We start from the raw sequence: 24,361 nt of genomic DNA, 5'->3' as shown, positions 1-24,361 counted from the left end.
GCATAATTCTCAACTACTTATGTAATACTTCTAAAGTAAGATGGTCTCTTATAAGTTTCTTTACAGTTACTTTTGAAAGTTCATCTATTTTTGGAGTTATACCTATAATGGGAACAGAACACATCTTTTCTATTACCTTAGGACTAAGCTTTTCAGCAAGATCTTTTTTAACACTAGTTCCATTTATGATAATTCCCTTAATTGTTAGGCCAAGCTTTTTTGCATACTCTACAGTTAAAAAAGTATGATTAATCGTTCCAAGGTTTGGTCGAGCTACAATTAGTACTGGAAGGTTTAACGCTTTGATTAAATCACTGACTAAAAAGTCCTTACCTAGAGGAACTGATATCCCACCAGCTCCTTCAACAATAAAAAAGTCATGTCTATTTCGAATGTTATCCCACTTCCTTAAAATATCACCAAGTGTAATGTTCTTGCCTTCTAGCTCCTGTGCCATTCCTGGAGCCAAAGGTTGTTCGAATTGAAATGGGGTGATTTCCTCAAGTCTCAGTGAGGTTTCCGACATCGCTTTCAACCAGTATGTATCACTGTCCGGATCGTCACGTTTAATTCCACTTAACATTGGTTTAAACACACCAACATCTACACCTTCATCCCGTAACACGCCTGCAATTCCACTGGAGATAACCGTTTTACCAACATCTGTATCCGTACCAGTTATAAAGACTCCCCTCATATAATCACCTCTTGTTCACTACGAATTATTTCAAAGGCTTGAATTAAAGTATCAATATCATCATAAGAATGCTCTGCGGTAACAGTTAAACGAATACGTGATTCTCCATCCTTTACTGTTGGCGGACGAATGGCAGGCGCAAATACGTTATGTTCTTGTAGCTTGTCAGCAAACCATATAGCCTTTTTTGCATCTCCTATGATTACAGGAATAATTGGTGTCTCATCACCTTTTACGTTATAACCTAAGGCTTGTAATCTTGTTCGAATTAGATTTACTTTCACCATTAATGATTCTCTCTTCTGTTTATTTTCTTCAATTATATTTATTGCTTCATAGGAAGCTGCACAAACACTAGGTGGAATTGCTGTTTGAAAAATGAATGTTCGAGCATGATTAATCAGAAAATCTATTAGTATTCTAGAGCCGGCTACAAACCCACCTTCTGTTCCAACTGCTTTGCTTAAAGTTCCAATCATTACGTCTGGTTTAACTCCAAAATACTCACATACCCCTCGTCCATTTTCACCAAGTACACCTGTACCATGTGCATCATCAACAATAACAAAGGCTTGGTATTTCTTTGCTAAAGCTGTAATAGCATCTAACTGTGCAATGTTTCCATCCATACTGAACACACCATCAGTAACGATAAAACGTCTAGTACAGTGTTGTGTTTCTATTAGTTTCTGTTCAAGATCGTACATACGGTCGTGTTTGTATATAATAGTTTTTGCCTTTGAAAGACGACAACCATCAATAATACTCGCGTGGTTCAACTCATCACTTAAGATAACATCACCCTTTTCAGGTAAGGATGACAATACACCAACGTTTGCAAGATAGCCACTAGAGAACAGTAAGGAAGCTTCTGTTTGTTTAAATCTAGCAATCCTTCGTTCAAGCTTTTCATGCCATAAAGTGTTTCCAGTTGTTAATCTAGAACCGCTACTTCCTATACCAAATGTTTTCCCAACTGTATCAGCAGCATTTGTTAGGCGCTTATCACAAGCTAGTCCTAAATAATTATTTGATGAAAAAATAAGCTTTTCCTCACCATTCATTTCAACCATCGGTTTAGATCCACTATTCATGACATTTAACTCTCGGTACAGATTATTTTCTTTTATTTTAGTGACTCTATCTGACAGCCAAGAATCAAACATCTTGTCCAACCACCGTAACTTCCTCTTGGCATACGATTTCTATTGCCTCTTTCATGATGTTCACCATAGCCTCTAGCTCCGTCTTAGTACTTACTAGCGGTGGCATAAACACAACAACATTACCTAAAGGCCTTGTTAGCATACCTAGTTCTCTCATCTTTAAAGAGACTTTATAACCGATTCTAGTTTCAAATGGAAACGGCTCTTTAGTAGATTTGTTTTGCACAAGTTCAATACCACACATAAATCCTAACTGTCTTATATCACCAACATGTGGTAACGAATGTAAAGTAGATAGAATTTGTTTTAATTGTTCTGATTTATTTTGAACGTTTTCAACAATTCGTTCAGTTTCAAAGAGTCTTAAATTTTCAATAGCAACAGCACAGCCTAATTGATTACCTGTATATGAGTGGCCATGAAAAAATGTTTTTAACGTTTCATAGTCATCGTAGAACGCTTGATAAATTTTTTCTGTCGTAAATGTTACTGCAATCGGAAGGTATCCTCCAGTTATTCCTTTACCAGCAGCCATTAAATCAGGTTGAACATTTTCATGTTCGCAAGCAAACATTTTACCAGTACGACCAAATCCAGTAGCAACCTCATCTACAATCATTAACACATCATACTTTGTACAAAGTTCCCTTACACCTGATAGAAATCCCTTTGGCATGACAATCATCCCAGCTGCTCCTTGAACCATTGATTCTATCGTTAGAGCCGCAATTTCCTCATGACGCTCCTTCAGCAGTTCTTCAAGATTTTGTAAGCATTCATCACGACATTGTTCTGGATCGCCAGTTTCTGAGCGATAGACAGAAGGAATAGGCGACTTGAAGCTTTCAAACATTAAAGGACCATAGACATGATGAAAGAGATCGATTGCACCCACACTTACCGCACCAACCGTATCGCCATGGTAACCATCTTTCATTGAAACAAATTTTTGCTTTTCCGGCCTTCCTATGTTTTTCCAATACTGAAATGCCATCTTTAATGCAATCTCTACTGCTTCAGCACCACTATCTGAATAAAAAACACGTGTAAGATTTTCAGGAGTTAATTCCACTAATTTCTCTGCTAATTCCGTTGCCGGTACATTCGTCATTCCTAATAAAGTAGAATGAGCGATTTTATTTAATTGATCGATAATAGCCTGATCTAGCTCTTTCTTTCTATGGCCGTGGACATTAAGCCAAACAGAAGAAAAACCATCATAGTATTCCTTCCCATTAATATCTTTTACCTTAATTCCCTCACCGCTCTCAATAATTAGTGGGTCTTGATCATAATCTTTCATTTGCGTAAAAGGTAACCATAAATGCTTTTTGCTTTTAGTAATTAAATCGTTTGTCATCTTCTTCCTCCCAAAATAGTAATATAGGATCTTTTTCAAGATAATCAATATAGTTTTCTATGTTCCTAGCTTCTTTAACAAAAAAAATACGAAACCCTCTTTCATCACCATATTCTTTCAGTTTTGAAATTCGATGATAGCCAATTTTTTCACTCGCAACATAACCTGTAATATAATCAGGGTCGTCTGACCAACATAGCTCTGCAATGATACCCGGGTGGTTCGCAACTTTTGTTGCTAGCGTAATTGCTTCCTTTACCCTTAAATTACTCGACAGTTCTTGTCTCATAGCCCATTTTTTAAAATTGCTATGCTCCCAATCCATTCTAGAAACACGTACTCCCTTTTCTCCTCTGTTGTCTACTCGTTCACCTGTACTAGTAGTTAATAACATTGCCCCTCTCATTCCGATATTTTCTGGCTTCGCAATCAATTCGTAAGCCCTTTCAATTGTTGAACCCGACACACCACATTCCTTAAGTAGACGCTTTGCTAACAGATGTCCTTCTTGAGTAGTCGACACGTTATTTGTTTGAATAGGTAAAGGTCGTAAGGTACGGACTGGCCTTTGTACTTCTTCAAATTGAATCAGCATAAAATCTGGATTCCCTCTCGAATGCATTAGAGCCTTGTCCATCAGGGTGTTAACTGCTTTTTTTATATTTTCATAGTTTGCTAGTACTTCTCCACCAGAAATATGCTTGCCACCATTTTCGTGAGAACCTCCTTTAGCAGCTCTCATTCTAATACTAAAGAGTTTATTCTCCATGCGAATCAGCCTTTTCCTGTACTCTCTTGAGACTATAAAGTCACTAGAATTAAGTAGTAATGTTATATTTTTATATTGAGCACTATTCATATTTAGCATCCATACCCCCATGATACTGTTAACCCTATTTTTAGAAAATTTTACATTTTAATACCCTATATGTCAACTTGTTTTTATTTTTGGTTTACATATAAAATAAAATAAGACGATAGTTAACTATGTATAAAAGTAATTCATCAATACCTTATGTTAACCCCAGAGTTTTTATTTCGTTACAAATTGGAAAATTAGTTCAAATAGATAGTTAATAAACTCAAAGAAGCCCAGAATAATCCTGGGCTTCTCTAACTATAATTGAAAAATCACGCACTAAAATCTTCCATTCTCTTGATTCGTTCTTCTTTACTTAGAAATTCACAAAACGTTTGTAATGCTATCATTGGCTCTCTAGTTACCTTTTCGATGTATTGGTCCTTCGTTTCTTCTGGGACCGATTTGCTACCCTTTATTCTTTCTTTTATATATTCAATACTTTTTTTCTGAATTTCTTTGTTTTGATGAACCGTTTCTTTGTATAATGCCATACCAATCGCACCTAATAAAGAAAAAGCTACAATCATGACAGTTTGACTGTTAACCGAACCGAATATTAGGATAAACAAGTTCACAATCGCGACTGAAAGCATAGAGATAGAAACAAAGGTTAGTAGCATACTTTTCTTCATTAATGGAGCAATCGTTGACTGTATTTTTTCAATTTCTTTTCTAATATAAGTGGACAAACCATCGAGCTTAATAGGCATCATTTTTTATCATCCTCCTATTTATAATGATATTTAACTGTATTAATTTTGCTATTAAGATATATTGATAGATGGAATCGTTCATTATCATTGACAAGTACTATCTATATTATAAGTGGGAAATGTGAACTGAATATGAATTAAAACAAAGACTTCTTCACTTTTCTTGAGCGGACAATCTTAAATCAAAAAAGTTCCATCCTGACTACCGAAAAATAGAACTTTTTGTCAAACCATTATTATTTATTTTACTATAACATATATTGAAAAAAGCGCGTAACAAGGGATAGACTTCTTGTTACACTTAATTTCAACAGAGAGACTGTTCCTTCCTCTACAGATGGGTTTGTGCGATAAGTACCTTCACCTGTAACTTGCAGGCTATCATTGTCTATTATTTGTTCTATCTTGCTTTCTACTAATGTTGCAAATTCTTCACTATCAATTATCACTACTGATTCTGTACTTAAAAACGTACTCCTAGAATCAAGATTAAACGAGCCTATTACACTAATTTTACTATCAAACACAAACGTTTTAGCATGTAATGATTCTAGAGGATTTTGATATTCATATAAGTTAACATTAGCCGCAATCGACTCTCGATGTTGACGGTAACCAGAAAAAGCGATGACATTGGGAGAGGCAGCAAGAGAGTTTGTAAGCATACTAATTTGATTTACCGTTATCTTTCCATTATTAAGATAGTGCCGCATTTGGTTAGTTGGAATGATGTACGGGCTTTGAATCAGTATTGATTTTTCCGCCTCTTCTATTAATCTAGTTATCTCTCGCCATACTATAGGCTCCTTATTAAGACGTTCAATTGGATTATGAACAAAGGTAATTTGATTTGTTGGGAATGACTGAGCAATCCAATCTATCTCATGATTAAATAATTCACTATCGCTTTCGTGAAATAAAGCTACTAGCTCTCTTAACTCAGTTAGTTTTTCTTGAGCAAGCGCCTCTCTTCTAGTCGAGAGCACCTCAATCGGCATTTGTGAGAATTCATGTTCCCAAACATAGTGAAAGTAATGACTTATTTCGTTTATTACACTATCCACGCTCTTTTCTTGCTCCATATTAATTATCATTACGTCCCGATCATTCGTTGCCCCATGATACTTTTCTGGAGCAAAATAGTTATCACCAATATTTCGTCCGCCAATCATGGCTAATGTATTATCAACAATCATCAACTTATCATGAAGTCGATTATTCCACGTCCACGGTTGCAGGAGATCCAATGGCTCATATAACTTCACCTCAACATTTGGATGATAAGTAAAAGCCAACAAACTATCTTTATCTTTTCCCCGTATATTATGAAATAGTCCATCAAGCATTATTCGAACTTGAACTCCTCTATCAGCAGCCTCAACTATACTGGCAAATAAAATATCCCTTGATTTTCCTCCATGTAAAGTATAGTAAGCTATATCAAGAGTAGACTCGGCATTTTCAATCAGATTAATACGAGCTAGGCCAGCATCTATTCTATCTTCAACTAAGACAACTCTATCATCAGATTGAGATTCTTTATAATCCATTTCCCCGTTATGGTCAACTATACTCATTTTAGGTTGATGAAAGTTAAAAAGAACAACACCGAAAATAAAGGCATATAACAGATAAAGTCCAAATATCCCAGATGTGATGAAGAGGAATGATTTTGTCCCTGTCTTCAAAGTAACAGCCACCTCTTTTCTAGGCTACTGAAAACGTATGATTTCCATTTTTTCAGTAGCCATTTTCAGTGTTCTTCATCTTTTCACAGCTTTTATAACATGTATATGCCTTGACTACTAGTCTAAGTAGCGTGAGCTTTATCTTCTTTTCTTCTCACTTTCCATAACCGATAACTATGGGTCACAATTACCTTTCCAACTGCATAGGTTGGCACAGCAAGTAACATTCCTACAATTCCAATAAATCTACCAGCAACTAGTACTAAGATTAATACTGTAACCGGATGCATTGACATCTTTTTCCCCATCACTTGAGGGTGCAGTAAGTAACTTTCAATTTGTTGTATGAAGAAGACAACCACAATCACAATCAATGCCATGAATGGTGAGTGAAGAAAGCCGACAATTACGGCTGGTACAGTGCCAATCCAAGGACCAACATATGGAATTACATTCGTAACCATTGCAATTAGAGCCAGTATAAGAGCATAATCTAATCCAATTATTGTAAAGGCAATATAACAAATGAGCCCAATAAAAGAACAGACAATCAATATTCCTTTTATATAATAGCTCAACATCATATCCATATCATGTAAAATTAATCGTACTTCACCCTGTTTATCCTTTTGAACAAAGCGTACAATACTGTTTGAAAATTTCTCTCCATCCTTTAATAAATAAAAAAGAATAAAAGGAACAACAAATAAAAGGATTAAAGCATTAAAAACTGCACCTATGTAGTCTACAACATTCGCAGAAATATCTCTTATCACACTATTAATAAAGGCACCTGCCTGATCAACTTGTTCTTCCCAATGCAATAATTCCGTTAATTCAAACCTCTGAACTAAATCATGTTGCTGAAGGCGAATAAGCAAATGTTGAATTTCATTAAAAATCATTGGTATGTTGTTGACTAAGCTATTAAATTGCTTTTGAAGTTCTGGAACAATTAGAAAAAGTAAACCTGTAATAAATCCTGCAAAACCTATATATAACAGTAAAATCGCTAATGTTTTTGGCATTTTCGTACTTAAATAGCGGACAACTGGTCTAAATATGTAAAAAAGTACTCCAGCTATAATTACTGGTACGAACAGTGTCTGTACAAGCACCAAAAGAGGAGTAAATACCCAATCGATAAGTGATGCTAAGTATATAATTAAAAATAAAATAATGATTGATATACAAAATTTAATAAATTTATTTTCCATCTAGCCCTCCTTATCCGAACACTCCGTGATCATTCTAGAACTACGTATTTATTGTTTCATGAATGCTTTGAAATATCCAAAGTAGGGGAATTTATAACCTCTAGAGGTTCAACCTGAGATCATCACGATTGAACGATACTCGCTTACACAATTCTGCATTAATACCTTGTTGTTGTAGCTCTGCAACAATTTGTTTCATTGATTTATTTTCGTTAAAGGTAGGCTGCTCATCTGAATCTTTATTGATATTTTTTAACAACACGATTTTTTTAAACATGCGCTTCACCTCATCATTTGTGTGTTCTTTTCCTTTATATTATAAAAGTCTTGTATGAACTGAATATGAATTAATTATGTAAAAATATAAAAAGGGGTGGCCCAGAAGGTAGTATATTACCTTTTTAGGCCATCCCCAATTATCCATTTAATTTTTCGGAATTGTTACTACGAATGTAGAACCTACCCCTTCCTCGCTTTCAACATTAATAGAGCATTCATGAATTGAAATTATTTTTTTCACGATTGATAAACCTAATCCATTCCCCTTTACCTTACTGCTTCTCGCTTTATCAACTTTATAAAATCGTTCAAAAAGGTGCAGCATAGATTCTTCTGGAATCCCTTTTCCGTTATCTTTTATACTCACGATTACGTTTTCTTCATTGCTTTCTAGCTTAATAATGATCAAATCATCCTCATTAGAATACTTAATAGCATTTGTAAGGAGATTCAACCAGACCTGCTCAAATAAGTCTTCATCGGCAAGAACCTCAAACGACTCCAGATCAAGGTGTATTTGTTGATTTTTGAGTTTCCATTGTGGTTCTGTCGCTAGTACAGTTCTTCTAATTTGTTCGTCTAGTCTATATTTTACTGGATGGAATGGGTGATGCTCAGAATCAAGCGATGCTAGTTGAATTAAGTTTTCACCAAGTCTGGACAAACGATCCGATTCTTGATAAATAATGTCAAGGTACTCTCTCTGGTGTTCTTTAGGTATGACCTCATCTTTTAAAGCCTTTGTAAACCCTTTTATTGAAGTTAGGGGAGATTGGATTTCATGAGATACATTGCTTACAAAATCATCTCTCATTTTATCAATTTTTCCAAGCTCTGATGCCATGTAATTAAAACTAGTAATTAATTCTCCGATTTCATCTTTATTATTACTTTTCAACCGAACAGCAAAATCTCCAGTCGCCATTTTTTTAGCCGCACTTGTAACATCCTTAATAGGGTTGACTAAATAACGTGAAGCAAGCAATATTAACAAGCTTCCAATAAATAATACGAGTATTAGTGCAGAAACTGTCACCCGCTTTAATGTACCTACTTCTTCTTCATAGTTTAAATTAATAAACAGTCCATAATTCGTATTATCGATTTCTACTGGAAAACCAACTAACCTATTCGCCTCACTTCCAGAATGAGGAAGTATGATTGGTGTTTGATCTTGAGCATGTATTACTTGGGCAATCAATGCTTCATCAACTGTAAATGACGGCTCTCCCTCTGAGTAAGAAAATCCATTTTCATCTACTATGATTAATTCAAAATTAAATTCAGCTAATACATCCATAATCTCTGATATTTTTTCTGGCTCAATCATCGTAACAAGTTGTGCTGCCCCTGTCGTAATTTTATTTACCTCTTCCTCAAAAATAACTTCCTGGTGAAAAAATAATGAAGTAATAAAATAGGAAATAAGTAAGCTTATAATTACAACACCAATAAAGGTACTAATAATGCGGAGGTAAAGACTTTTTCTCATTTAGACTTCCTCCAATCGATAGCCGAGTCCCCTTACTGTTGTAATTGATAAGTCTGGAAAAGAAGTTAACTGTTCTCTTAACCTTTTAATATGAACATCAACAGTTCTTTCATCCCCTTCATAATCAATGCCCCAGATTTTTTCAATTAATTGTGTGCGTGTAAATATCTTACCTAGTGAACTAGCTAAGACAAATAATAATTCACATTCCTTCTTTTTTAACGCCAATTCTTTGTCTGGTGACTCAATAATGAGTCGTTCTAAGTCAATTGTTACAGTACCTACTTTTACAATCTTTTCAGATACGACATTGTAACGCTTTAATAAAGCTTTAATTCGTAGGATAAGCTCTACTGGATCAAATGGTTTCACTAAGTAATCATCTGTACCCGCATTAAATCCTTTTACTTTATCTTTCGATTCTCCTCTAGCAGTAACCATCAGAATTGGAATACTCAGAAATGAACGGATTTCTTCGGTTAGTTCAATTCCATTGATATGAGGCATCATCACATCAATAATTGCTAGGTCAATTTGTTTAGTAGATAGATGTTCTAAAGCTTCTTTCCCATCTGCTGCTTCTATAACGGTAAAATGACTATTTTCAAGATAAATTCTAATCAATTTACGAATATGTTCATCATCATCAGCTACTAAAATGGTTGTTTTCATTACAGTCGCTCCCTTTGATAGCATTTTCTTGTTATACCTTAAATCCTTTTAAGAGATTCTCAAAGTCACTAGTCATTACTTCTAATCTTTTCGTTCCATCTTTAAACTTTTCAGATGTTGTTGTTTGCTCCTTAATAACATTATTTGAAAAGTGAGCTCCCTCCGCAATTTCATGTGACAGACTCGAAATCGACTCGACTGACCTACTTAACTCCTGATTAGCATAGACTTGCTGTGTAATATGTTCAGAAATTGTAAACACGTTAGTATCAACATGTAGAGAGTTTTCTTTAATTGATTTTAATGTTTGTTTTGATTGTTGAACAATTTCATTACTGTAGTTCAAACCTGTTTTTAAGGAATCGATAGATTGTACTGAGCTTTTTGTTAATGTTATATTTTCATTTACAATTCTAGAGATCATAGAGGCAGACTTCGAGCTTTCCTCCGCGAGTTTTCTTACTTCATTCGCTACTACCGCAAACCCTTTACCGTGTTCTCCTGCCCGTGCTGCTTCTATTGTCGCATTTAACGCAAGTAAATTTGTCTGTTCTGAAATTTGAGTAATTACTTTTACGATACTATTAATATTTGTCGATTCTTTTTCTAGTCTTGATAGGATTGATTGAAGATTATCAGTGTTCTCGTTTACCAGCTTTAACTTATCGATTACATTTTCTATCGCTATCACACCATTGTCAGAGGTTTCAATTGCACCTTCTGTTATTGTCCGAGCTCGTTTTGTCGCAGATGAGATTTCTTCAATAGACACATTCACTTCTTGAAGTGATGCTTGTATAACCTCAATATTTTCATTCTGTTTTTCTATATTGTTCGTTGTATTTTCAACTGTAGCTGAGATTTCCTGGTGAGCATGTAACGATTCTAATGCTGCTTGGTCAATATGCAGAGATGTTCCCTTTAATTCTTTTGCATTGGTTTGTAAGTGCTTTACTAATGTTTGTAAATCATCAGTCATCTTATTAAAAGAGTCAATTAATACCTGCACCTCACCAACACTTGTAACAGTCAGTCTCTCCGTTAAATCTCCGTCTGTAATAACCTTTATACCATTTGCTAAATCCTTAATAGGTTTAATTAAAATACGATATAGAAGAAATGTTGTTGATAATAAGATAGCTAACGTAATTAATCCTCCTAATAAATAAGTATCTGTGTAGCCCGTAAACTGTTGGATAATAAATAAAAGTAAAGATTGTAGAAAAAGAATAATAAATAAACGGAATCCTAGTCCGAGTTTTCCAAAGACATTAACCATTGGTCATCCACCTCAAAGTTTGTAAGATTATTTTTATCTCTCATTATGTATTTTATTTGCTATGTCCTCTATCGTAGTAGAAGCATATATAGTTACTCCAGTTTTATCCATTTGTGCCACTTCATACATCCCCTTTGCAACTGATGAAGCTTCAATTGCGAATCGACTTTTCCAAGAGCCTTTAAATAAAGAAGATACCCCTTTAAAGAGCTTACTAGCAATGTCTTCTCCCAATCTGAATTCTTTTCTATTTCCTAATAATAGAGCTGGACGGAAGATAGACGTTGTAGTGAACCGAATTCTCTTTAGCTCTTCTTCAAGTTCTCCTTTCATTTTTGGATACCATATTGGAGATGAAGGATTTGCGTTCATAGAACTTATTAGGAGATAATGTTTCGCACCCATTTCTCTCGTAATATTTGCTAAAGAAATTGGATACTCTACATCTACCTTGTACATTACCTCTTTTGTTTTCGCCTTCTTGATAGTTGTCCCTAAACAACAGAAAACATCATCAACAACATAGTCACCCTGAATTTCTTCAAGATTATCAAAGTCACACACTACTTCTATTAACTTTGGGTGGTCTATTTCAAGAGGCTTTCTACTAACTGCATACACCTTATCGTACGCTTCACCATTTAGGAGAATTTGAAGAAGCTCGCTTCCAACTAAACCACTCGCACCTGCAATTAGCGCTACTTTTTCATTCATTAACATAACTTCCTTTACTATAATAAAATTACTACTACTATACTTTACCAATCTTTTATGAACTGAAGATGAACTATCAATGGTATTCCCGTCAGTTCAATAAAAAAAGGGCAATCCATTTGGATCAACCCTTTCAGCTAATTGTTTTAATACGTAACCTTTTAAGGTATTTTAATAAGATTTGATAATTCTCAGTTGAAGTTTCACACATCTGGCCATAATAGACCGCTTGATAATCTTTATTTAGATTTAAGAGTTGTTCTTGAACATTATAACCTTCATTATTGTAAGTATACGTTTTATCATCCTCATCAATCTTCATGATGAGTTTATTTATATATTCTTGAGAAGTTTCATGATTATGAACTGAAATACCGTTCTTTTTTCCCCACTTTTGAACTTGATAATAGTACCAGTAGACTTGATGATGATAAAAACAGGAGAACCTCATACGAAATCTTCTATTTAAAAGTGAAATAAACGAAATCCACTTTTCCCAAACATTTTTCCACCAAGAATCCTTACTAATGATGATTTTACGTACTTCTATAGAAGGCTGTTTTCTTCTCTTTTGTTTCATTAATTTAGTTAAGAGCCAAATTGCGACACCGAAAAGAAGTAAACCTAATACAATGATTAGCCATAAAGGAATAGAGGCTTCTATCAATTGTTCCATATGTTCAGGAATGACAACTTGTTCACCTTGTTCCATAGGTGGTAATTCAGTTTCTATTTCTGTTGCTGGGAGAAAACTGAGCAACCAACTAAATAATTGAAGTAAGCTCACTCCAATGGAACGCAACCCTTCCCAGACACTCAATACAATCGTATATATCCCTCTTTGTACTGAACTAAAAAGTAATAATAAAGAGACGAGTGAAAGAACAACGACTAAAACTGAAATTACTCCCGTAAACCAACTTGACTGACCAACCTTCTGTATTTCTACCTTACTATTTTCCCCTCGTTCTTCATTACTTAACGATAGAAGCATACCGATTAGGCTTAAAAATATCGCAAAAATAAATACCAAGTGAAATGTTTCATGAATCCAGTCATTTGCAGAGAACGACAGTGCAAAAAGAATGTAAAAAATAATATTGCCTTCAAAACGATGCAATACATTTAAGCGGCTAGGAAACTCACTTAGAAATGCAGCACTACGTATATAAATGTAAATTACAACAATACTTACAATAACACCAAAGAATAACGTACCTTCTTCTGGCATTGTAGTTCTCAAGTTTTGTACAGTAAGTAGCCCTATCAAAAGAATATTACCTACTACTTGTACAATTGAAATATTCCTCGTCATATAATTGAAAGCAATTCCTATAAGCCCAGCTACAATCCACCAAGTAATCGAAAAAAATACAGGCTGATTCCAACTAAGACTTGTGAATAAAACAATAGAGTAATAAATCCAAACTATTTCACTAAACAATACAATAAAAATATTATATAGATGTCTAAGGGTCATCACTACAACCCCTTTACTGCTTGTTTACGGGATATGAATGAATCAATCGGCTTAGCATTTTTTAGCTTTTTTGAATAGTCTGTATCATACATATAGAAAAAACGTACATCCATAAGTTTCTGTCTATTCTTCTTATACCACATAAATTGGCTTTTTGTAATTCGCTCACAATAAATGAATAACGGTGAATTTATGTTTCCCTTTTTGAGCATCTCTTCTAACACAATTGTATTCTTTTCACTTACCGTTTGAGTCATTTCAGCTAGTTGGTCCAGCACTGATAGTAAATTGCTACTAGGAGGAACGATTCTGACATTCTTCTCTTCACTTTTTGATCCATTACTACTAAAACCTACATCTAACCCTTTCTCTTTATAAGCGACAGCAACTGATGTAATGATTGAAAGTAGCCACTCAAAATCTTCTTTTTTCTGCTTGTTAATCATCGCAAATTTAGTTGGATCTTCATGAGTACCTTCTTGATTAACAAAACCTGTTACATCTATATAGAGCATTAATTGCTCGACCACTACAGGCTGATACACATTTGATTGAAGCTTACCAGTCCGTGCGGTAGCCTTCAAATTCATTCTCCGTAACTCATCTCCCTCTTGGTACTCGCGGATTCCATTTATTAAAAGTGGATCTTCTAAAAATCCTCCTTGCTTTCCTTTCACTCCCCATTGCATAGAAGGTCGAAAAGGTGGAACGATGACTGAAACTAATTTAGGATAAACATATAATCTTTTATTTACATTAAGTTCCTGTTCTATCTCACTAAAACGAAAGCCGTCTCCTGAGCGTAATTTGACTAAGCCGACATTATAAACGCCACGTTTCGTTGCCGTTCCTTTAATTTTCCATTGTACTTTTTGATACCATAATAACCATAGAAATCGAATGAGATATGTATCTTGTTCACGATTTCCGATCACTATCCCCTCTTTTTCAGTGAACTCCCACTCTAGCCACGGAAGTGGTAACCACTTATCGTTATAAACGGATGCATCGATATAAAACTCATTAGTTGCAAAGATTCTAGACTTAGAGAGCTCTACTTGTGGTGTAATAAAAGTTAGGGATTTCCTCTTCCATACACCAATGAGCACCGATAAAAGAATTAAAAAGGTAAAGACAACAATTAACGGGATGAACCGAAACCATATCGCAAGTACCAGTCCAGTAAGAAATACCCAAACGGAATATTTCTCAAATAAAATGCTTGTTTGTACTACTTGCTTATTCGTACCGTTCGCATCACTTTCAATTTGTTTCGACGTGTCAGTCATAAACGAACGACACGCTCCTCAGGTACAGGAACTCTCTCAGCTACTTCCACTAAAATTTCTTCAGGTGTCGTATCGTTTATATGAGCTTCTGTTTTTAAAATCATCCGATGATTCCACACAGGGTATAGCATTTCTTTTACATCATCTGGAACAACATATTGTCGGTCATTTAAGACTGCCCACGTTTTTACCGTTCGATAAAGTGCCTTACTCGCTCTTGGACTAACACCTATCGAAACAAGTTGATGATTACGAGTTTCATTTGCTAACAATGTTATGTATTCTCTAATTTGAGCATGAACTTGTACATTTTTAATCTTTTCTTGAAGCTCTTCAATTTGTTTAGGATTGAATTTACTTTCGATTGTTTCATATGAAAGCCTATCTCCTACTTGTTCAAGCATCCTTTCCTCGTCTTTTGGCGACAAATACCCGAGATTTAACTTCATAAGAAATCGATCTAGTTGCGCTTCAGGTAATGGAAATGTACCTTCCATCTCGACAGGATTTTGAGTAGCTAGGACAATAAACGGACTAGATAATGGATGTGTCTTCCCTTCAATCGACACTTGACGCTCTTCCATACATTCTAATAAACTAGATTGCGTTCTTGGTAATGTTCGATTTATTTCATCGACAAGCAGGACATTTGTAAAGACTGGACCTTTACGAAACGTAAATTCATTAGTCTTCGGGTTATAAATTGAACCACCTAATACATCAGAAGGAAGTAAATCTGGTGTACATTGAATTCTAGAAAATAAACAATCTAACCCTTTTGAAAAAGCTTTGACCATCGTTGTTTTCCCTGTACCTGGAAGGTCTTCTAATAAAACATGCCCCTCTGTTAGTAGCGCTGTAAAGATAAGTCTTAATTCTTTTTTTCTTCCTATAACAATCTTAGATACCTCATCAAACAATGCTTCCACTTCAACACTCGAAACCGTACTCATGCTCTCACCTCTTACGACAATTTTCAGTTTTCTCTCGTTTTTTCAATTATTCTAATGTAGATTATTATTAGATATTATCATAGTAAAGCCAATGTTTATATTTTTATGCAGCATATTACATAATCTTATATTTACCAATAACCAGCCTGTCATCATGTCATATCCATTAAATTAATAAATATACATATAGTAGCCTACACCATAAGGTACGTAAAATGTAAATGGGGTGTTTATATTGGGTTTCTTTGATAACCATGGCTTAAGCTTTCGTAAGCAAAAGGCATTGGAAAGTGATCGTCATACAGATTTATTAGGTATTGAAGCAGCATACAAGGAAGCGAAAATTCCAGAAACTGAACGCAAAAAAGAACTTGAGCGTTCAGTTAAGTTCTGATTAGAAGCTGCTCCATCAATTGGCGATCGAACTATTTCTACTTTCACTAGAGAAGCAAGACCTCCTCAATCAGGAATACCAACTTTTTTACGAACTCCTTTCCTAGAAGATGTTCGCAAGATTGGAGATTATGATGTTGCCTTTATGGGAGTTCCTTTTGATATTGGAACTACTTACCGTGCTGGTGCTCGATTTGGACCTGAAGCTCTTCGAAGAATTTCAAAACTATTTACTAGCTATAGTTATGAAAAAGGTGTCGATTTGATCGAATCACTAAATATGTGTGATGTTGGTGATGTGTTTACTATTGCTAATATTGAAAAAAGCTTCGATCAAATCTACAAGGCTGTATCACATGTCTTTTGCCAAGGTACTCTACCAGTCTTGCTTGGTGGCGATTACTCTATTGGGTATCCAGCTGTACGTGCGATCGCTGATAATATTGACGGAAATATTGGTATCATACACCTTGATCGCCATTTAGATTTACAAGAAAAGGACATGGACGAAAGGATGCATACTACGCCTTGGTTCCATGCAAGCAATATTCCAAACGCACCACCATCAAACCTAGTTCAAGTTGGAATAGGTGGTTGGCAAACACTTAGAGAAGCAGTGAAAAATGTACGGAAATTTGATACTACAGTGATCACAATGAATGATGTAGAAAAGCTAGGTATAGAAAAAGTAGCTGAAATCGCATTAGAAAAAGCCTGGAAAGGTGCTAAAGCAGTATATTTAAGTGTGGATATTGATAGTTTTGATAGTGGTTTTGTACCGGGGACGGGTTGGCCTCACCCTCAAGGGCTTACCCCAAGAGAAGGGATGAAATTTTTAGACTTAGTTGCCAGGGAAGGAATATGTGGTCTAGAGTTGGTAGAAGTATCACCACCATATGATGTCAGCGATCAAACGGCACTGCTCGGAACTGCAATTATTTCTGATGTGCTTGGAGCAATGGTCGATGCTGGAAAACTAGGTAAGAAGTTTGTGTGATATTTTTATGGGCTTGAACACCCCAAGCTCATTATGTTTATTGGTTTAAATCAAAAATAGCCCCTTCACTTATGAGTATCATACGCGTGAAGCGGGCTTCTTTTTATAGCGAACTATGAATGGTTTCTATTAGCGGTATGCTCCGAACGAACCTTTACCACTTTTCGACCTCTATATTGTGCTTTAGTTTTTCCTTTCGTTCGCCACTCTCTTATTTTTCTTAATAGTTGAAAGTAATCCAATAAAGCCAATAGCTGCGCCAACAAAAAGTCCACCTAGACCAAACATAAATAAGCCTAGTAATGGTAGTAGAACTATAAAGATAAATGCCCAAGCAATTCGTTGAAACTTTTCTGCCTTTGGCGTTTCTACTACTTCCTTTTTATCAATTCCAATAAACGTATCTTTCTTCTGTCTCTTTCTATTCCCCATAAGCCCCTCCATTACATCGCTAGTTAAAGAAAAATTCTATCAATTCAGCGTAATTTCCTGCCTAGTCAAAGAAATTAATAGAATTAATAAAAACAACAAGCCTGCAACTTTATTTTCTTTGCAGGCCTGTTGTTTAGTTATAACGTGATATATTTAAGAACAAACATTGAAATAATCCCTAGCATTAAACATACGCTATACGTCATTGTCTTTTGCAAAGATTCTTTATGTGGTTCGTTCTTATCTAATAATTCTAACGTCATACGTACATATTTCGCCGTTAAACCTAAATATGCTCCAATTGCTACCCAAAGAAGAATAACAACCCATATCCATAGAGAAGTTAAATCAAAATGAAGAATTAAACCTGTTACTAATGCGACAATCAGTGCTCCATGGGCAATCATGATAACCACTTTATAAATACGTAACACCCTAGCAACTTTTTTATTATCTTCAGCTGACCATGCCTTAATAATGATAGGTAAAGGAATAAGGACAAAAAAGATTAGCGTTATTAATAGATGGAGTCCATAACTAATTAGATGTACTAACATATTTTTATTTCACCTCACTGTTTTTTACTATAACAAAACTTCTTTCACAAATAAATATATTTTATTTCTAACATTGATGTATGGTAAAATCTAATAGGTTATGTAAATAAAAATAATAGAAGATTTCAAGCAGATCGTAGAGGTGGATTTTATGGAGATGTCTGGCTGGTTTATGTGGTTCATCGTTTTTTGGTCGGTCTTCCTAACGGTTGTTATGTTTATCGGTGGTTACTTTATGTTCCGAAAGTTTTTAAAACGACTACCGAAAGAAGACGGCAAGTCAATATTAGACTGGCAAGATCACTACATACAAAAAACAATACATTTATGGACTAATGAGAATAAAAAACTATTAGAAGAACTAGTTTCACCTGTACCTAATCTATTTCGTGATGTGGCACGGGAAAAAATTGCAGGAAAGATTGGGGAACTTGCAATTGAAGAAAATGCAGACAAAATAACACAAGATTTAGTTATTCGTGGCTACATTATTGCTACACCTAAAAGGGACCATAAATTCCTCTTAAAGAAGCTAAAAGAAAAACAAATCGACGTTTCCCCATATAGTCATTTATTTTAAAGATAAAAAACGCAACCTAGTTGGTCGCGTTTTTTTATGTTTCTAGTGGAACAATTGGTGTTCTTGTTTTCTCTTGCTCTAACTTAAGTTCTTGCTCCACCTTTTTGTATTGTAGGTACATTGAAATTCTCCATGGAATAATCATCCCATAGGCTAGTAAAAAGAACATACCGCCTAATTCTTCAATATTAATTGCGTCACCAATAATAATCTTAAATCCAATACGTAATAACAATAACCCTACTAAAATAAATGCAAATGCTTTCGAACGTTTTAGATATATCTTGTCCTCTTTTATTTCAAACTTTGACGTTTTAATTAGCAAAATTGAAAACAGTACCCCTACTGCTAACGCCTCTATGACTTGTAGTGGAGCTGGTCTCGTTGGCTCATACAAAAACATGAGAAAACCAGTTGACATAAATATCGGTGGTAATATAATCTTCTTCACCGATGCTGGCTTCTTAGTTGCTCGTAACCTAATTATGATTGCTAACATTGCCATACACGCTGCAGCAACAGTAACTAAGACAGACGTCACGACGACCCCTCCTTCCTCAAGAAACCATTTCAAACTAGAGTATATCATAGTTTTCACTATAACAGTATGGAAAAGTTTCTAATTGATTTAACGTACATACTCTAGCTATTACACCGCTAATGGTTGTAAAAGATAAGCTGTGATGATATACCCCACAACTAAGCCTATTGCTACTGTACCAGCCCTTTTCATTCGAAACCATTGTATGTTGAATAATAAAAAAGCTGATAACAAGATAGCCATATATATATTAATTGGGTGGTACACCGTCTCATTTAACTTCCATCCAATAGTCAAAAATGATTGTACTCCATATTGCTTCACTAATAAATGAGAGAAAATTATCCCAGAAACTCCACCTATAGCAAATATATCAATTAATTTAATTGGCCACTTCTTCTTATACCATTTGATAAGCAGCCAACCAAATGCAAAAGTTAATCCTGCCTCAATGGCCCAAGGTCCCCCAGAATAAAGTAGAATATTTGTAGGTGACAATAGATAGCTTGGAGTTAACACAATTGGCCAAAATTTATATGTAATTACAAAAACTAAAATGCTTATTTGCAGTGTATCTAGAATCATTGCTCTCACATTTTCTTCTTCAAATGAAAGCTTTAATAAAAAGGAAATTACTAAATAGCCGACTAATAAACTACTTATAATTGCTATCATATCCATGGAAAGATTAATAGGACCTAACTGAATGTTATGGAAAGGACTAAACATTATCTTCCCCTCTCTATTACTTCTTCAATAGTAGCTTCCATCTCTCTTTTTGTCATACCCCCGAGTTTTCTATACGTAATAACACCATCTCTATCAATAACAAAGGTTGTAGGTATTGCAGTTATTTGGTACATGTCTGCCACAGTTCTAGTTTCATCAATGACATTTGTATAAAATACATCGTACTCATCCAAAAAAGACTCTGCAGCCTCTATTCTATCTTGTGTAGCCATATTTACCCCAATGAACTGTACTTCTCCTTCATACATCTTTGCAACCTCAACCATATCTGGCATCTCAGCTTTACAAGGTGGACACCACGAAGCCCAAAAATTTAAGAACACTGGTGTACCATCAAATTCCTCTAGTGAAACACTTTCACCTTGAAAACTTACTAAAGTAAAGTCCGGTGCTTTATACCCTACTTTAGGGATAGCTAGAGCATCTGCTTGAGTATACAGTTTTTGTTTCTCTTGTTCATTCCCCATCCAAGTAAACAAAATAAGTAAGGATAATAAGAGAAAAAATGATGTTCGTTTCAACAAAACAACCATCCTCTTCTTTGTAATTTTTAATGTTAAATACTAGCTTCCATTTCTGACAAGCAATATCCTTCATTAAGCTAGTAATTGCTATATGTTACTTTTGCACGTAGTATACCATAACTGGTATTTTCAAAAAAGAATGATGAATTACAATCTGCTAACTACCTTGTATGTTTTGTAATTTTAACTCCTGAATACGGTATGTGAAATTATAATTAAAGAATGAAATAATGGTTGTATCAATAGGACGATTTTTACCTTTTGATACAACCATTAAGGTTGTTTGAGATATTCTACAAATTATTTAAATGATTACTCATGAAAGGGCTACTACTATGACTTTTGATACAGACTCATAATTTTTATATTATGAAACAACATCATAGCCGATGTCTTCTATTTCATTTTTAAGTTTATCAACGTTGACCTTTTCACCATCAAATTCAATTACTACTTGCTTATCATCTAAGCTTACTACTGCTTTTTCTACACCATTAATTTTAAGTAATGCTCCCTCTACAGCTGCAGAGCAATGTCCACAACTCATTCCATCTACTTTAATTGTTTCCTTTGTCATCATCTTCACCTCATAAATTTTTTTTATATCAAAGCTTTACTCGTTTTAGTCGTAAAGCATTGGTAACAACTGATACAGAACTAAAGGCCATTGCAGCTCCTGCAATCCAAGGGGCAAGAAGTCCTGCTGCGGCAATTGGTAAGCCTATAGAATTATAGATAAATGCCCAGAATAAGTTTTGTTTAATATTTCGCATTGTATAACGACTAAGCATAATTGCTTGAGGAATCGATGTTAAATCTCCTCGCATTAATGTAATATCTGCTGCCTCAATTGCAACATCAGTCCCAGTGCCGATAGCCATTCCAATGTCAGCTGTTGCTAAAGCTGGGGCATCATTTATACCATCTCCAACCATAATCACACGTTTTCCTTCTTGTTTCAGCTGCTCTACCTTTTCAGCCTTTTGTTCAGGAAGAACCTCTGAAAAGACATGGTCTATTCCTACTTCTTTCGCAATTGCATTTGCCGTATGACGATTATCTCCCGTCATCATAACAACCATATATCCCAGCTTCTTTAAGCTAGTAATTGCTTCTTTTGAGCTTTCTTTTACCTCATCCGCTACTGAGACGAGTCCAGCCACTTGATTATTTATAGCGACTAGCATAGCCGTCTTTCCTTGCTCTTCAAAAGTAACCATCATTTCTTCTAGCCCTTCGTACTCTACGTTAAATTTTTGTAATAGTCTTCTTGTACCTATAAGAACTTCTAGTGTTTCATAGCTTGCTTTTATTCCATAGCCAGGTACTGCTTCAAATGAATCTACATCTTTTAACTCAACGCCTTTGTCCCTAGCTCCTTTTACAATTGCTTCTGCTAAAGGATGTTCTGACCCTTTCTCTACAGAACCAACAATCGTCAGTAAATCAGATTCATTCCAATCATTAACGACAAAAATATCCGTTAATACAGGCTCACCTTTTGTAATTGTGCCTGTTTTATCAAGAACGATTGTATCCGTTTTGTGCGTTTGTTCTAGCTGTCCTCCACCTTTGAATAATATTCCATTCTCTGCCCCTTTACCTGTTCCAACCATAATCGATGTTGGAGTCGCAAGACCTAAAGCACAAGGACAAGCAATAACTAAAACAGCGGTAAAGTTAATTAATGCATCTTGAAAACTAGCTCCTAAAAAGAAATACCATAATACAAAGGAGAATAATGCAATTGAAACAGCTGCCGGAACAAAATATCCAGATATAATATCAGCCATACGCTGAATTGGAGCCTTAGACGTTTGAGCTTGCTCTACAATCTTAATGATCTGTGATAAGGTTGATTCCTTTCCTACCTTTGTTACTTTAAATTTAAAACTTCCATGCTTATTAATTGTCGCACCGATTACCTCATCATCAACTTTTTTATCAACTGGTATACTTTCTCCTGTTAACATAGATTCATCAATACTCGTATGACCTTCTATAACCATACCGTCTAGAGGTATCTTTTCCCCTGGCTTCACAATAATGATATCATTCAAAACAACTTCCTCAATTGGAACCTCAGTTTCGATACCGTTACGGATTACACGTGCATTCTTTGCTTGTAATTGAAGTAATTTCTGAATCGCCTCTGATGTTCTACCCTTTGCTCTTGCTTCAAGTAATTTTCCTAATAAAATTAAAGTAATAATTACAGCACTAGTTTCAAAGAATAAATAAACTTCACCTTGAAGTACAAGCCAGACAGAATAGAAATATGCCGCTGATGTCCCCATTGCTACTAGTACATCCATGTTTGCACTCTTATTACTTAACGTTTTATAAGCACCTCGATAAAACTGCCAACCTGCATAAAATTGTACTGGAGTAGCGAGTGCCCATTGTAAATATCCGTTCATAAACCAGTGAGGCAAGAGCATTCTCTCTGGATAAAAATGATCAATCATCGTAATAAATAATGGTATTGAGAAGATTAAGGCAAATAAGAAGCGATTCCGTTGTATTTGTACTTCGTCTTTCTCTCTAGCTTCACCTTCATCAATATCCTTTTCTCTCTGTGCTTCAAACCCTATCTTTTCTATTTTATTTATAATTCCTTGCTCATCGATGATACCTTCAATAATTTTAAAACTTCCTTTTTCAAGAGGTAGATTAACATTAGCCTCCAATACACCGTCCAATTTAGACGTTGCCTTTTCAATTCTACTAGAGCAAGCAGCACAGCTCATCCCTTGTATATCTAAATCAATTGTTCTCTCTACTACCGAAAAACCAAGCTTATCAATTTTTTCAACTATCTCCTCGATAGAAACCTTAGATTTATCATAAGAAATTGTTGTCTTTTCCAAAGGTAGATTAACAGAAGCTTCCACACTATCAATCTTATTCAATACTTTCTCAATTCGAGTTGAACAGGCAGCGCAAGTCATACCCCTAATAGGTATCGTTAATTGTTCCACAAGTAGTCCTCCTTTCTATCATTTCGAAAATTGTCCAATAACTTTCATTAATTCATTAATGGCATCATCGCCCTCACCAGATTGTATCGCTTGTGATACACAACCCTTTGTATGTTGCTCTAATAATGTATAACCTACTTTTTTTAGCGCAGCATCTACAGCGGATACCTGTACTAGTATATCGACACAGTACCTGTCATCATCAATCATTTTTTGAAGACCTCGAACTTGGCCCTCTATTCTCTTCAGTCGATTTACTAGCTTTTCTTTATCCTGTTCTTTCTTTATAACTAATGGACTCCGTTCAGGTTGCAATTCTATATCAAATTCAAATTCCTTCATCACGATCACCTCACCACTACTATACCCCCCTATAGTATTATTTTCAAGTAATAGCAACAAGTTTTATAATATTACCTATTTACTATCCGCTTTTGTCACGATTTGTATTTTCTTTTAAAAGAGTACTTGATGTAATATCCAGTTTTTTGTATAATTTATAATAGATGGCTTATTAAAGGAGAACACCATGGTAGAGGAAAAGGATTTACTAAACATTATTGAAAAAAAACGAAATGAATTAATACATACAGGATTACTATATGGGTTAAATTCCTCCTATGCACTTAAACAAAGTCAAGAGTTAGATGACCTACTTAACGAATATGAACAAGCACAAAAACGAAATCAGTCAGAAAACACGCCTTCTTGAAAACAGAAAGCGTGTTTTTTTTATTTTTTCTAA

The 24,361-nt window shown here is 35.0% G+C and carries 27 protein-coding genes and 1 pseudogene; 4 read left to right on the top strand and 24 right to left on the bottom strand.

Features of this window, described 5'->3' with window-relative positions; all coding sequences use genetic code 11:
- Positions 1-13 precede the first annotated feature (13 nt).
- From bioD to CD003_RS03765, 16 genes and pseudogenes are all read right to left on the bottom strand, one after another.
- Positions 14-697, bottom strand: a complete 684-nt coding sequence (bioD, locus tag CD003_RS03830) for a dethiobiotin synthase (RefSeq protein WP_096199563.1) — start codon at positions 695-697, stop codon at positions 14-16.
- Positions 694-1,863: an 8-amino-7-oxononanoate synthase gene (gene bioF, locus CD003_RS03825; RefSeq protein ID WP_096199562.1), complete on the bottom strand. Its 1,170-nt coding sequence runs from the start codon at positions 1,861-1,863 to the stop codon at positions 694-696. Before bioF ends, bioD begins: the two co-directional genes overlap by 4 nt.
- The gene (gene bioA / locus CD003_RS03820) at positions 1,856-3,223 is read right to left on the bottom strand and encodes an adenosylmethionine--8-amino-7-oxononanoate transaminase (protein ID WP_096199561.1); all 1,368 of its coding nucleotides are present in this window, start codon (positions 3,221-3,223) and stop codon (positions 1,856-1,858) included. Before bioA ends, bioF begins: the two co-directional genes overlap by 8 nt.
- On the bottom strand, positions 3,201-3,992 hold the full coding sequence (locus CD003_RS03815) for a 6-carboxyhexanoate--CoA ligase (RefSeq protein WP_096202237.1): 792 nt from the start codon (positions 3,990-3,992) through the stop codon (positions 3,201-3,203). The genes bioA and CD003_RS03815 overlap by 23 nt, the downstream gene beginning before the upstream one ends.
- Before the next feature lie 362 nt (positions 3,993-4,354).
- On the bottom strand, positions 4,355-4,798 hold the full coding sequence (locus CD003_RS03810) for a DUF5392 family protein (RefSeq protein WP_096199560.1): 444 nt from the start codon (positions 4,796-4,798) through the stop codon (positions 4,355-4,357).
- A 248-nt stretch (positions 4,799-5,046) separates the two neighbouring features.
- Positions 5,047-6,486: a phospholipase D-like domain-containing protein gene (locus tag CD003_RS03805; RefSeq protein WP_096199559.1), complete on the bottom strand. Its 1,440-nt coding sequence runs from the start codon at positions 6,484-6,486 to the stop codon at positions 5,047-5,049.
- Between the two features lie 122 nt (positions 6,487-6,608).
- Positions 6,609-7,703: an AI-2E family transporter gene (locus tag CD003_RS03800; protein WP_096199558.1), complete on the bottom strand. Its 1,095-nt coding sequence runs from the start codon at positions 7,701-7,703 to the stop codon at positions 6,609-6,611.
- Between the two features lie 100 nt (positions 7,704-7,803).
- Entirely contained in the window at positions 7,804-7,980 is a 177-nt protein-coding gene (locus CD003_RS21675) for a hypothetical protein (protein ID WP_179295414.1), read from the bottom strand.
- A gap of 147 nt (positions 7,981-8,127) precedes the next feature.
- Positions 8,128-9,474 carry a sensor histidine kinase gene (locus tag CD003_RS03795; RefSeq protein WP_096199557.1) on the bottom strand — a complete coding sequence of 449 codons (1,347 nt, stop codon included), beginning with the start codon at positions 9,472-9,474 and terminating at the stop codon, positions 8,128-8,130.
- Positions 9,475-10,146 carry a response regulator transcription factor gene (locus CD003_RS03790; protein WP_096199556.1) on the bottom strand — a complete coding sequence of 224 codons (672 nt, stop codon included), beginning with the start codon at positions 10,144-10,146 and terminating at the stop codon, positions 9,475-9,477.
- A 31-nt stretch (positions 10,147-10,177) separates the two neighbouring features.
- Positions 10,178-11,125 (bottom strand): methyl-accepting chemotaxis protein, encoded by a 948-nt coding sequence (locus CD003_RS03785; protein WP_373558551.1) that lies wholly within the window; start codon positions 11,123-11,125, stop codon positions 10,178-10,180.
- Positions 11,120-11,425, bottom strand: a pseudogene (locus CD003_RS22520) (HAMP domain-containing protein); the annotation flags it as partial. The gene CD003_RS03785 and the pseudogene CD003_RS22520, both read right to left, overlap by 6 nt.
- Before the next feature lie 33 nt (positions 11,426-11,458).
- The gene (locus CD003_RS03780) at positions 11,459-12,139 is read right to left on the bottom strand and encodes an NAD-dependent epimerase/dehydratase family protein (RefSeq protein ID WP_096199554.1); all 681 of its coding nucleotides are present in this window, start codon (positions 12,137-12,139) and stop codon (positions 11,459-11,461) included.
- 133 nt (positions 12,140-12,272) lie between these two features.
- Positions 12,273-13,619 (bottom strand): hypothetical protein, encoded by a 1,347-nt coding sequence (locus CD003_RS03775; protein WP_096199553.1) that lies wholly within the window; start codon positions 13,617-13,619, stop codon positions 12,273-12,275.
- Between the two features lie 2 nt (positions 13,620-13,621).
- Positions 13,622-14,908 (bottom strand): DUF58 domain-containing protein, encoded by a 1,287-nt coding sequence (locus CD003_RS03770; protein ID WP_096199552.1) that lies wholly within the window; start codon positions 14,906-14,908, stop codon positions 13,622-13,624.
- On the bottom strand, positions 14,905-15,861 hold the full coding sequence (locus CD003_RS03765; RefSeq protein WP_096199551.1) for an AAA family ATPase: 957 nt from the start codon (positions 15,859-15,861) through the stop codon (positions 14,905-14,907). The genes CD003_RS03770 and CD003_RS03765 overlap by 4 nt, the downstream gene beginning before the upstream one ends.
- Before the next feature lie 235 nt (positions 15,862-16,096).
- On the opposite strand from CD003_RS03765, the gene CD003_RS22175 reads away from it, so the two are divergent.
- On the top strand, positions 16,097-16,255 hold the full coding sequence (locus CD003_RS22175; RefSeq protein ID WP_257008161.1) for a hypothetical protein: 159 nt from the start codon (positions 16,097-16,099) through the stop codon (positions 16,253-16,255).
- 144 nt (positions 16,256-16,399) lie between these two features.
- On the top strand, positions 16,400-17,251 hold the full coding sequence (locus CD003_RS03760; RefSeq protein WP_257008160.1) for an agmatinase family protein: 852 nt from the start codon (positions 16,400-16,402) through the stop codon (positions 17,249-17,251).
- Between the two features lie 183 nt (positions 17,252-17,434).
- On the opposite strand, the gene CD003_RS03755 is transcribed toward CD003_RS03760, so the two are convergent.
- Both CD003_RS03755 and CD003_RS03750 read right to left on the bottom strand, forming a co-directional pair.
- Positions 17,435-17,683 (bottom strand): hypothetical protein, encoded by a 249-nt coding sequence (locus CD003_RS03755; RefSeq protein WP_096199550.1) that lies wholly within the window; start codon positions 17,681-17,683, stop codon positions 17,435-17,437.
- A 137-nt stretch (positions 17,684-17,820) separates the two neighbouring features.
- On the bottom strand, positions 17,821-18,240 hold the full coding sequence (locus CD003_RS03750) for a hypothetical protein (RefSeq protein WP_096199549.1): 420 nt from the start codon (positions 18,238-18,240) through the stop codon (positions 17,821-17,823).
- 157 nt (positions 18,241-18,397) lie between these two features.
- Between CD003_RS03750 and CD003_RS03745 the strand changes: the two genes are divergently transcribed.
- Positions 18,398-18,820, top strand: a complete 423-nt coding sequence (locus tag CD003_RS03745; RefSeq protein WP_096202236.1) for a DUF2621 domain-containing protein — start codon at positions 18,398-18,400, stop codon at positions 18,818-18,820.
- Between the two features lie 34 nt (positions 18,821-18,854).
- Here CD003_RS03745 and CD003_RS03740 read toward each other — a convergent pair whose 3' ends face one another.
- The 6 genes from CD003_RS03740 to CD003_RS03715 form a co-directional block, all read right to left on the bottom strand.
- A complete protein-coding gene (locus CD003_RS03740) occupies positions 18,855-19,361 on the bottom strand; it encodes a CcdC family protein (protein ID WP_373558526.1) in 507 nt (168 codons plus the stop codon).
- 108 nt (positions 19,362-19,469) lie between these two features.
- Positions 19,470-20,090 (bottom strand): hypothetical protein, encoded by a 621-nt coding sequence (locus CD003_RS03735; RefSeq protein WP_096199547.1) that lies wholly within the window; start codon positions 20,088-20,090, stop codon positions 19,470-19,472.
- Complete coding sequence (locus CD003_RS03730; RefSeq protein ID WP_218838242.1) at positions 20,090-20,635, bottom strand: TlpA family protein disulfide reductase; 546 nt, start codon at positions 20,633-20,635, stop codon at positions 20,090-20,092. Before CD003_RS03730 ends, CD003_RS03735 begins: the two co-directional genes overlap by 1 nt.
- 367 nt (positions 20,636-21,002) lie before the next feature.
- Positions 21,003-21,212 carry a copper chaperone CopZ gene (gene copZ / locus CD003_RS03725; RefSeq protein WP_096199545.1) on the bottom strand — a complete coding sequence of 70 codons (210 nt, stop codon included), beginning with the start codon at positions 21,210-21,212 and terminating at the stop codon, positions 21,003-21,005.
- Between the two features lie 28 nt (positions 21,213-21,240).
- Positions 21,241-23,616 (bottom strand): heavy metal translocating P-type ATPase, encoded by a 2,376-nt coding sequence (locus tag CD003_RS03720; protein WP_257008159.1) that lies wholly within the window; start codon positions 23,614-23,616, stop codon positions 21,241-21,243.
- Positions 23,617-23,634: 18 nt separating this feature from the next.
- Entirely contained in the window at positions 23,635-23,958 is a 324-nt protein-coding gene (locus tag CD003_RS03715; protein WP_096199544.1) for a metal-sensitive transcriptional regulator, read from the bottom strand.
- A gap of 187 nt (positions 23,959-24,145) precedes the next feature.
- Between CD003_RS03715 and CD003_RS03710 the strand changes: the two genes are divergently transcribed.
- Positions 24,146-24,328, top strand: coding sequence for an aspartyl-phosphate phosphatase Spo0E family protein (locus CD003_RS03710; RefSeq protein WP_096199543.1), 183 nt, complete (start codon positions 24,146-24,148; stop codon positions 24,326-24,328).
- The last annotated feature ends 33 nt before the right edge of the window (positions 24,329-24,361 follow it).

Source organism: Bacillus sp. FJAT-45350, assembly GCF_002335805.1.
Lineage (GTDB): Bacteria > Bacillota > Bacilli > Bacillales > NISU01 > FJAT-45350.
The sequence above is the reverse complement of the archived record's forward strand: the minus strand, read 5'-3'. Positions and strand labels throughout refer to the sequence as shown.

Bases quoted from the DNA above. Each gene is read 5' to 3' on its own strand.
- bioD (WP_096199563.1), bottom strand. From the start codon at position 697: ATGAGGGGAGTCTTTATAACTGGTACGGATACAGATGTTGGTAAAACG.
- CD003_RS03755 (WP_096199550.1), bottom strand. From the start codon at position 17,683: ATGGGGAATAGAAAGAGACAGAAGAAAGATACGTTTATTGGAATTGAT.
- bioA (WP_096199561.1), bottom strand. From the start codon at position 3,223: ATGACAAACGATTTAATTACTAAAAGCAAAAAGCATTTATGGTTACCT.
- CD003_RS03790 (WP_096199556.1), bottom strand. From the start codon at position 10,146: ATGAAAACAACCATTTTAGTAGCTGATGATGATGAACATATTCGTAAA.
- CD003_RS03750 (WP_096199549.1), bottom strand. From the start codon at position 18,240: ATGTTAGTACATCTAATTAGTTATGGACTCCATCTATTAATAACGCTA.
- CD003_RS03785 (WP_373558551.1), bottom strand. From the start codon at position 11,125: ATGACTGATGATTTACAAACATTAGTAAAGCACTTACAAACCAATGCA.
- CD003_RS03715 (WP_096199544.1), bottom strand. From the start codon at position 23,958: ATGAAGGAATTTGAATTTGATATAGAATTGCAACCTGAACGGAGTCCA.
- copZ (WP_096199545.1), bottom strand. From the start codon at position 21,212: ATGACAAAGGAAACAATTAAAGTAGATGGAATGAGTTGTGGACATTGC.
- bioF (WP_096199562.1), bottom strand. From the start codon at position 1,863: ATGTTTGATTCTTGGCTGTCAGATAGAGTCACTAAAATAAAAGAAAAT.
- CD003_RS03745 (WP_096202236.1), top strand. From the start codon at position 18,398: ATGTCTGGCTGGTTTATGTGGTTCATCGTTTTTTGGTCGGTCTTCCTA.
- CD003_RS03795 (WP_096199557.1), bottom strand. From the start codon at position 9,474: ATGAGAAAAAGTCTTTACCTCCGCATTATTAGTACCTTTATTGGTGTT.
- CD003_RS03770 (WP_096199552.1), bottom strand. From the start codon at position 14,908: ATGACTGACACGTCGAAACAAATTGAAAGTGATGCGAACGGTACGAAT.
- CD003_RS03710 (WP_096199543.1), top strand. From the start codon at position 24,146: ATGGTAGAGGAAAAGGATTTACTAAACATTATTGAAAAAAAACGAAAT.
- CD003_RS21675 (WP_179295414.1), bottom strand. From the start codon at position 7,980: ATGTTTAAAAAAATCGTGTTGTTAAAAAATATCAATAAAGATTCAGAT.
- CD003_RS03810 (WP_096199560.1), bottom strand. From the start codon at position 4,798: ATGATGCCTATTAAGCTCGATGGTTTGTCCACTTATATTAGAAAAGAA.
- CD003_RS03780 (WP_096199554.1), bottom strand. From the start codon at position 12,139: ATGAATGAAAAAGTAGCGCTAATTGCAGGTGCGAGTGGTTTAGTTGGA.
- CD003_RS03765 (WP_096199551.1), bottom strand. From the start codon at position 15,861: ATGAGTACGGTTTCGAGTGTTGAAGTGGAAGCATTGTTTGATGAGGTA.
- CD003_RS03735 (WP_096199547.1), bottom strand. From the start codon at position 20,090: ATGTTTAGTCCTTTCCATAACATTCAGTTAGGTCCTATTAATCTTTCC.
- CD003_RS03800 (WP_096199558.1), bottom strand. From the start codon at position 7,703: ATGGAAAATAAATTTATTAAATTTTGTATATCAATCATTATTTTATTT.
- CD003_RS03760 (WP_257008160.1), top strand. From the start codon at position 16,400: ATGGGAGTTCCTTTTGATATTGGAACTACTTACCGTGCTGGTGCTCGA.
- CD003_RS03775 (WP_096199553.1), bottom strand. From the start codon at position 13,619: ATGACCCTTAGACATCTATATAATATTTTTATTGTATTGTTTAGTGAA.
- CD003_RS03815 (WP_096202237.1), bottom strand. From the start codon at position 3,992: ATGGAGAATAAACTCTTTAGTATTAGAATGAGAGCTGCTAAAGGAGGT.